This is a genomic window from Acinetobacter lwoffii (genome assembly GCF_024129685.1).
GTDB lineage: Bacteria > Pseudomonadota > Gammaproteobacteria > Pseudomonadales > Moraxellaceae > Acinetobacter > Acinetobacter lwoffii_X.
The window spans coordinates 1-7165 of record NZ_JAMXXL010000057.1 but is presented as its reverse complement, the minus strand read 5'-3'; the positions used below and the strand labels follow the sequence as shown (position 1 = coordinate 7165).

The following is a 7165-nucleotide window of genomic DNA, read 5'->3' as shown; positions in this document are numbered from 1 at the left end:
CCAAATGACACATACCATTTTCCGACATGCTTTGAGATTGTGACGTTCTTAATCTCACCCACAATATTTTGTGATTTTCTGAATTTCACAATGCCAATGTCATTAGGTAACTTAACTTGGTTACCTTTAACCCAGCAATATCTATCAAATTGAACAATACGAATGGAATCATAGCCATTAGATTTCTTTTTGAATCGTGGCATAAGTGGTCTAAGTTGGACTTCACGACCATCAGGCAATTTGAAGAATCTTGGTTTTTTGGCTTTAAATGGTTTTTGCTTTAACTTGGCTTGTTCTTTCGGGTCAAAGAACTTCCCCCAGGCATCACCAAGATCACGCACTTTTTGTTGAAGTGAAACGCCATTTGAACTGTTTTCTAGAAAAGCACACTCAGGTTTTTTTCGTAATTCAGGAATTTTATTGACTAAATTAACTTTGTTGATTCGCTCATTATTAGCAAGCATCTCGAACGATACAGCTAAAATTTGATTCCAAACAAAACGTGCAGAGCCAAGCAACTTGTTTAAAACAAGCTCCTGCTCTGCATTAGGCTCAAGCCTAAATTTATACGCTTTGTTGATTTTCATAAATGAGTATGTATGTGTTAATATAATCAAATGCTATCATTAAATGAACAATCAAACAATGACTGAAATCTATAAAAACCGCTATTCAGCCTTTAACTTACACGTACACTTAGTATTTATTACAAAGTACAGAAAGAAAATCCTAAATGATCTACATCATAAGTATTTTAGTGAGTATGTAGCCGAAATATGCAAAGATTTTGATGCAGAACTAAAAGAATGTAATGGTGAGGCTGACCATGTTCACATGCTTATTCAGTACCCACCAACTGTTCAGCTTAGTAAGTTGGTGAATAATTTAAAATCGGTAACAAGCAGAAGAATGCGGAATGAATTTTTAGATTTACGTGGTAGTTATGCAAAACCTGTTTTATGGTCAAGGTCTTATTTTGCAGGGTCGTGCGGTGGTGCGTCTTTGGATATTATTAAAAATTACATTCAAAACCAACAAGGTTAAAATCTGTGAAATTCACCTCCACCCTGACTGTCGGGTGGAGTCCTCTTTCACTTAAAGATAGACTTGTCCATCTGAAACGGAAATCATGTCAAAGCATCAACCATTAAAAAAGTCATTATCATCAAGGATGATAATGACTTCCATTTATGGTAACAGTAGGTTTATGTGAAGATTTTTAGTCTTCTGGTTCTTCCGGATTTTTTGCCAGATGAATCACAGCCAGTACCAGACCACCCCATAATAAAACGATGGAGATGATCATCATGATTAGTGCAGATGTATTCATAGTCGCTCTCCTAGCTGTGACGGTCTTTGATCAGGCTGAACAGAATGGCACCCAGAATAAAGAATGCCATCACTCCTCCACCTACCATCCATAGGGTACTGGCAGCATAGCCACCATAACCTTCTGCCATAATCGATTTCAGGGTCAAGCCCAATGCCAGCAATAATGACAACGGCGTGATCACCGTCAGCATGAAGTTCCAGCTGGCACCCAGTTTCACGCTGGCAAACTCGTTCACATGGCCTTCCAGCTGTTTCATTAACGGACGACGGAACCACGACAACAGAATAATCGATAACAGACCGCCACCGACAATACCGATGTTATTGGCAAAGTAGTCGATGATATCGACAAAGGTAATGGCACTATGTGTCGAGAACATCAGGGTAGAAATCACTGCTGAACCACCAGCAATAATCGTCACTGACTTGTTCTTTGACCAGCCCAGTTTGTCCTGGAACGCAGCAATCGGAACTTGCAGGATACTGACCATCGAGGTAATACCAGCAACCGTCAATGAACCAAAGAACAGGAAACCGAACAGGTCACCACCTGCACCTAAACTGGAAATGATTTTCGGAAACGCAATAAAGGCCAGACCAATACCGCCAGATACTACATCTTCAACTTTCGCACCTGAGCTGAACGCCATAAAACCAAGCGCGGCAAAGACACCAATACCCGCCAGAATTTCAAAAGACGAGTTGGCCAATGCCACCACAATCCCGGAACCGGTCAGGTTAGTTTTGCGTTTCAGGTAAGACGCATAGGTCAACATGATCCCGAAGCCCACTGACAATGAGAAGAAGATATGACCAAAAGCAGCTAACCAGACTTTATAGTTGGTCATCGCTTCCCAGTTTGGTGTGAAGAAAGCATTTAAGCCATCGACTGCACCCGGTAAACGGACTGCCTGAATCACCAGGATCGTGAATAAAATCACCAGCAATGGCATAAAGATTTTATTCGCCAGTTCCACCCCACGGCGTACTCCACCGTAAAGAATCAGCATGACTGCTGCCCAAACGACCACCAGACCAAAGAACAGCACAGGTACAAAACCGAGAGTCAGACCCTCACCATTTTGCAGGTAAGTATTGAAGAAGAAGCCTTGGGTATCTGTGCCCCACTGCTGTCCAAAGGAATAGAACATATAGCTGCCAGCCCAGGACAAGACGCTGGCATAGTAAATCCCGATCACCAGAGTGACCATGACCTGCCACCAACCCAGGGATTCGGCATTCATGAGTTTTTTATAGGCCATAGGCGGTGCTTTACGGAACTTGTGTCCGACCGCATAGTCTAAAAACAATAAAGGTAAACCTGCTGCGAAAATCGCAATCAGATAAGGGATCAGGAATGCCCCGCCACCATTTTCATAGGCAACATAAGGGAAACGCCAGATATTCCCCAAGCCAACGGCGGAACCAATCGCTGCAATAATGAATCCTGATCGTGCGGACCAATTCTCACGAGTTTCTGTCATAGAACACCTAAACTTTTAACCCCTTTAAATGCTGCTTGTTATGGTTATGGCGCAAGCAAAAAAAGAAGCATTTTCAATAATTTTGGGTGTTTGAATTAGAGGGCACCTTGTGGGCGTCGAATTCTAATGTACAAACAGGTCAGCAGGTCTTACATCTTGCTTAAAGTCTGATCGAAAAACTGACCTTGTAGATGATTCAACAATACTGACTTTTTTAAATTTTTTCTGTAAATTCTGCTTAAAATATTCGTTATTTATAATCTATTCGAATTAAGCGTTCAATAATTCTGCGAAATAGGCCAGATTAAACAAGTTATATATTGACAAACTTTTTGGAATATATTTTTTCTTAAGTTTTACTACAGGGTCGCTGTTTCAAAAAATGTATTCCAAGACTCCAATCCAGCATCTGTTTTTAGATCATTATTTGAAGATGAAACGGCTCATACTAAGGCACATGACCAAGCTGTGATATGGGAAACAAAGTCTCTCATGGAACTTTGACCTCTTTAAAAACCGGCTTAAATATCACAAGCAGATTTAAAACAAGCTGCCTGTGATATCGAAGCAATGAGTATTCTAAACTTAGGCTTTAATCACCAGCATGCGCTCTTCCTGCATGTCGCGAATGGCTGACTGAATTCCTTCACGACCCAGACCTGAATCTTTGACCCCGCCATAAGGCATGTTATCAACCCGGAAAGACGGAATATCATTGATGATAACACCGCCCACATGCAGATGATCCCAGGCATATAACATCTTGTTCAGATTCTGGGTATAGACCCCGGCTTGCAAGCCAAAACGGCTGCGGTTGATACAGGCAATACCGGATTCAAAATCAGTATACGCTTCCAGGATTGCCACCGGGCCAAAGGCTTCATCACGGTAGATTTCCAGACTGTGGTCTACATTTTCCAGCAAGGTCGGTGCAAACATCACGCCATTTAGCTCACCTCCAATCAGGATTTTCGCGTCTTTTTTCAGGGCTTTATCCAGCCATTTTTTCAGGCGCTTGGCTTCATCTTCCTTGATCATCGGACCAACCAAGGTTGTGCTTAAATTCGGATCAGCTGCTTTAATCGTTTTCAGTTTCACCAGCAGTTTGTCCTTCACTTCAGTATAAATCTGCTGATGCACCAAAATGCGTTGCACACTGATACACACCTGTCCGGCATGGTTATACGCCCCGCCAATTAGACGGTTAATCAAGGCATCGTTAATTTCGGTATCTGGCTCAATCATGACAGCAGCATTGCCACCCAGCTCCAAGACCACTTTTTTACGACCGGCACGCGCTTTCATATCCCAGCCTACAGCATCGGAACCGGTAAAACTGAGTAATTTAAAACGCTCATCGGTGACCAGTAGATCAGCCAGCTCTCGCGGACAGGGCAATACCGAAAACGCACCTCGCGGTAAATCGGTTTCCGCCAGAATTTCAGCAATTTTTAAGGCAGAAATCGGGGTCAGGCTAGGTGGTTTCAGCACAAAGGGACAACCGGCTGCAATCGCAGGAGCAATTTTATGCGCGGTCAGGTTTAAAGGAAAATTAAACGGACTAATCAAAGACACTGCACCAATCGGCACCTGTTTTACAATGCCCCGATAACCGGATGCTGCCGCAGTCACGGCCAAAGGCAGCATACGTCCCTGATCAACTTGGGTCACGGCATCTGCGGCAATCTGGAAAGTATTAATCAGACGTTCAACTTCGGCTTCGGCTGCTTTACGCGGCTTGCCCCCTTCTGCAATCAGAATTTCAGTCAGTTCTTCATGAATCTCACGAAAACGGCGTACGCAATGCAGCAGAATTTTCTGTTTCTGAAACGGCTCCAAGGCAGCCATTTCGGCTTCTGCGTCTACGGCAGACTGAATCGCCTGTTCCAGTGTATTGGCATCAGCCAAGGCGACACGGGCATACAGTTCGTGGTTATATTTATGTTTGACCTCTAACCATTCACCCGTCTGAACGGCCTGACCGGCGACATATAATGCATACTCTTTCGTTTGTTGTGTGCTTCTCGCTACCATCTTATTGTCCTGCAAAATCCAAGGATATACATTTTTGAAATTCTCTATATCATGCACTTGCTACTCCATATTAAGAAGATGTTTTTAAGTAACCAGACACCTCCAATTTTAATAAAGCTTTAGGGAATAGAGCCATGCGCGCAAAAATACTCACCACCTTATTCTTCGGTTTTGGACTCAGTACGCTCAGTCATGCAGATGTAATCGGCGTGAAAGCAAATCTCAGTTACTGGGATTTTGACGGCTATAGTCAGGATAACAATTTCAAGCATGAGCTAGATCGACAAGGTACAGCGCAGCTATCTGTCGCTGTAGAACATCCTGTGCCATTGTTACCAAATGCCAAGATTAAATACGTCAATCTGGACAGCAATAGCGAACAGAGTTCTCTTATCAATGCCTCAGAAATTGAGCTGAACAATATTGACTATATTCTGTATTATGAATTGCTAGATACCATTGTGCATGCGGATATAGGTGCAGGTTTAACCAATCTGGATGGTACGGTAAAAAACCTGACTGCCGGCGCTTTCACTCAATACGATCTGGATGAATATAGTCCACTGCTCTATGCAACAGCCGGGGTTAAATTGCCATTTACCGGTATGAGTGCCAAAGCGGAAGCAGTTTACAGTCACGGCAGTGATACCCGTAAGACCGACGTACAGGCGGAACTGCAATATGATTTCATTGATAATCTGCTGGTCGATGTCGGTGCCAAAATCGGTTATCGCATCATGCAGGTAGATTTTGAGCAGGATCAACGTCCAGACTTACAGCTGGAATTTAAAGGTCCTTATATCGGTCTAGATATACATTTTTAATGCAATACAACCGGTTAAGCCTACAAAGCTCAATTTCTCTGCGCTGATGTAAGCCAAAGCGTACAGCAATAACCGCAATCTGCTGCTAGTGCGTTACCGGGATGTGTATTACTTTATAAACATAGAGAGCAGGATGCTCCGAAGACCTAAAAACAAGAAGAACATCGCAACACTAGGACGTGAGGTACGACAGGAGTTATACCTAAATCACGAGATACGAAAAAGCCCCGACAGGATGTCGGGGCTTTTTTTTCTGCCTATTATTTTATTTATCATTGCTTAACAGTTCCGAGCTAAAACTCCAACATTGTAAGAATCCCCTTGTTGTTAAGCTAAAAATCCTCACATTTTTTGGGAACAGCAATCATGGTAAAAAAGGTCCTCTTTATTACATCTAATCAAGGCATTGAACATGATGAACTCACTGAGCCTTTAAATTTTCTAAAGTCCAAAGGTTTTGAAGTGATTCATGCTGCCGAAAAAAATGAAGATGTCGCGACGGTCAAAGGTGATACCAAAGCTGCCACCCAATATACGCCGGATACCAGTCTTGAACACGTCGATCTGAATGATTATGATCTTTTGGTGATTCCCGGCGGTACAGTCAACGCGGATACCTTAAGAATCAATCAGGATGCGCAAAAAATCATTCAGCATTTTGCCGACAATCACAAACCGATTGCCGCGATCTGTCATGGGCCATGGACTTTGATTGATGCACAGCGCATTAAAGATAAGAATCTGACTTCGTATAAGAGCATCAAACTGGATCTGGAAAATGCCGGCGGGAAATGGGTCGATGAACAGGTTCACCGCTGCAATACCGGTGACTGGGTACTGATTACTTCACGCAATCCGGACGATTTACCGGCTTTCAATGAAGCGATCTTAAAAGAACTTGAAGGCGATGCTGCCTAAGCTCATACCATAAAAAAAGAACCTCAGCATTGAGGTTCTTTTTTTATATTCAGACACCTCCGGCCAGACTTTTCAGATAAGCCACCACCTCTTTATTGCCTGCCATTTCAGCCAGCTCTAAAGCAGTATTTGGACTGCGATGGGCAATATCTGCGCCTTTGCTAACCAAAAGTTTGACCACTTCCAGATGATCATTTTCAGCGGCAGCCTGTAAGGCGCTATAGCCTTCTTCATCGGCGGAGTTGACGTCCAGACCTTCGTGTAGCGCCTGCTCGACCTGTTCAACATCACCTAAGGAAGCCCAGTACACTAATTCAGGAAGATGCAGTTCATCATCATCTTCTGGGATTGGGGAGAATGAGTTGAGTTTCATAAATAGTTTACTCACTTAAATAATGAATCTTATATTCATTTTGCTTTTTCAAATAATCCTACCAATTTTCTTCTTCGATCTCTATATAAAGCAATATCTTGTTGTAAGTGGCTTTGTTGCACAAAGCTGTTCGTAAGGTCTAATTCAGCAATATAATTTCCGAATGAAGAAGCCTCCACCTAATATCTACCGTACAATCA

8 protein-coding genes are annotated in these 7165 nt (G+C 42.8%); 3 read left to right on the top strand and 5 right to left on the bottom strand.

All coding sequences use genetic code 11. The features are described from left to right. The coding region (locus tag NI464_RS15470; protein WP_253139477.1) for a helix-turn-helix domain-containing protein at nucleotides 1-587 on the bottom strand (587 nt) is incomplete at its 3' end. Nucleotides 588-630: 43 nt separating this feature from the next. On the opposite strand from NI464_RS15470, the gene tnpA reads away from it, so the two are divergent. Next, nucleotides 631-1044, top strand: a complete 414-nt coding sequence (gene tnpA, locus NI464_RS15465) for an IS200/IS605 family transposase (RefSeq protein WP_005249500.1) — start codon at nucleotides 631-633, stop codon at nucleotides 1042-1044. Nucleotides 1045-1219: 175 nt separating this feature from the next. Here tnpA and NI464_RS15460 read toward each other — a convergent pair whose 3' ends face one another. From NI464_RS15460 to NI464_RS15450, 3 genes are all read right to left on the bottom strand, one after another. Further along, the gene (locus NI464_RS15460) at nucleotides 1220-1330 is read right to left on the bottom strand and encodes a methionine/alanine import family NSS transporter small subunit (protein WP_004647694.1); all 111 of its coding nucleotides are present in this window, start codon (nucleotides 1328-1330) and stop codon (nucleotides 1220-1222) included. Nucleotides 1331-1340: 10 nt separating this feature from the next. Further along, on the bottom strand, nucleotides 1341-2816 hold the full coding sequence (locus NI464_RS15455; RefSeq protein WP_180087344.1) for a sodium-dependent transporter: 1476 nt from the start codon (nucleotides 2814-2816) through the stop codon (nucleotides 1341-1343). A gap of 585 nt (nucleotides 2817-3401) precedes the next feature. After that, nucleotides 3402-4850, bottom strand: coding sequence for an aldehyde dehydrogenase family protein (locus NI464_RS15450; RefSeq protein WP_253139474.1), 1449 nt, complete (start codon nucleotides 4848-4850; stop codon nucleotides 3402-3404). Between the two features lie 134 nt (nucleotides 4851-4984). Between NI464_RS15450 and NI464_RS15445 the strand changes: the two genes are divergently transcribed. Next, nucleotides 4985-5674 carry a TIGR04219 family outer membrane beta-barrel protein gene (locus NI464_RS15445; protein WP_138743087.1) on the top strand — a complete coding sequence of 230 codons (690 nt, stop codon included), beginning with the start codon at nucleotides 4985-4987 and terminating at the stop codon, nucleotides 5672-5674. A 366-nt stretch (nucleotides 5675-6040) separates the two neighbouring features. After that, nucleotides 6041-6592: a type 1 glutamine amidotransferase domain-containing protein gene (locus tag NI464_RS15440; RefSeq protein WP_004728939.1), complete on the top strand. Its 552-nt coding sequence runs from the start codon at nucleotides 6041-6043 to the stop codon at nucleotides 6590-6592. 49 nt (nucleotides 6593-6641) lie between these two features. On the opposite strand, the gene NI464_RS15435 is transcribed toward NI464_RS15440, so the two are convergent. After that, the gene (locus NI464_RS15435) at nucleotides 6642-6965 is read right to left on the bottom strand and encodes an ankyrin repeat domain-containing protein (protein ID WP_253139471.1); all 324 of its coding nucleotides are present in this window, start codon (nucleotides 6963-6965) and stop codon (nucleotides 6642-6644) included. Nucleotides 6966-7165: the final 200 nt, after the last annotated feature.

What these genes read in the sequence shown, in the direction of transcription:
- NI464_RS15440 (WP_004728939.1), top strand. Translation starts at nt 6,041, where the DNA reads ATGGTAAAAAAGGTCCTCTTTATTACATCTAATCAAGGCATTGAACAT.
- NI464_RS15445 (WP_138743087.1), top strand. Translation starts at nt 4,985, where the DNA reads ATGCGCGCAAAAATACTCACCACCTTATTCTTCGGTTTTGGACTCAGT.
- NI464_RS15450 (WP_253139474.1), bottom strand. Translation starts at nt 4,850, where the DNA reads ATGGTAGCGAGAAGCACACAACAAACGAAAGAGTATGCATTATATGTC.
- NI464_RS15435 (WP_253139471.1), bottom strand. Translation starts at nt 6,965, where the DNA reads ATGAAACTCAACTCATTCTCCCCAATCCCAGAAGATGATGATGAACTG.
- tnpA (WP_005249500.1), top strand. Translation starts at nt 631, where the DNA reads ATGAACAATCAAACAATGACTGAAATCTATAAAAACCGCTATTCAGCC.
- NI464_RS15460 (WP_004647694.1), bottom strand. Translation starts at nt 1,330, where the DNA reads ATGAATACATCTGCACTAATCATGATGATCATCTCCATCGTTTTATTA.
- NI464_RS15455 (WP_180087344.1), bottom strand. Translation starts at nt 2,816, where the DNA reads ATGACAGAAACTCGTGAGAATTGGTCCGCACGATCAGGATTCATTATT.